Below are 693 nucleotides of genomic sequence, written 5' to 3'. Positions count from 1 at the left end.
CGAGTACGACAGAACACCTTGAACGCCCCCCAGGAACTTCATCGCTTTATCCTCGAGCCGTTCGACGCCCGCAGCTTCGCGACACTTTGCGGGCAGTTCGACGAGCATCTCCACCAGATCGAGAAACGCCTCGACATCGAGATCCGCAACCGCGGCAACCAGTTCGAACTGGCCGGCGAACCGCGCCGGACCAAGGTCGCCGAACGCCTGCTGCAGCGTCTCTACCGCGAGGCGCAGAACGGCACCGATCTCACCCCCGACACCGTGCACCTGTACCTGCAGGAGTCCGGCCTGGAAGACCTCGAGGAATTGCAGAGCGCGCCGCAGGTCACCCTGAAATCGCGCAAGGCGCACATCCGCCCGCGCGGCGCCAACCAGCAGCGCTACGTCAAGGCGATCCTCGACCACGACATCAAGTTCGGCATCGGCCCGGCCGGCACCGGCAAGACCTATCTCGCCGTGGCCTGCGCCGTCGACGCCCTGGAGCGCGAGCAGATCCGCCGCATCCTGCTGGTGCGCCCGGCGGTCGAGGCCGGCGAGAAGCTCGGTTTCCTTCCCGGCGACCTGTCGCAGAAGATCGACCCCTACCTGCGCCCACTCTACGACGCGCTCTACGAGATGCTCGGCTTCGAACACGTGGCCAAGCTGATCGAGCGCAACGTCATCGAGGTCGCGCCGCTGGCCTACATGCGC

General features: G+C 66.1%; 1 protein-coding gene. It reads left to right on the top strand.

Annotated features, from left to right (window positions below; genetic code table 11):
- Nucleotides 1-18: 18 nt before the first annotated feature.
- The coding region (locus FLO80_RS23630) for a PhoH family protein (protein ID WP_149187123.1) at nt 19-693 on the top strand (675 nt) is incomplete at its 3' end.

This window comes from Aquicoccus porphyridii (assembly GCF_008369105.1).
GTDB classification, from domain to species: Bacteria; Pseudomonadota; Alphaproteobacteria; order Rhodobacterales; family Rhodobacteraceae; genus Aquicoccus; species Aquicoccus porphyridii.
Note: the sequence above shows the minus strand (reverse complement) of the source record. Positions and strands in the feature narration are given on the sequence as shown.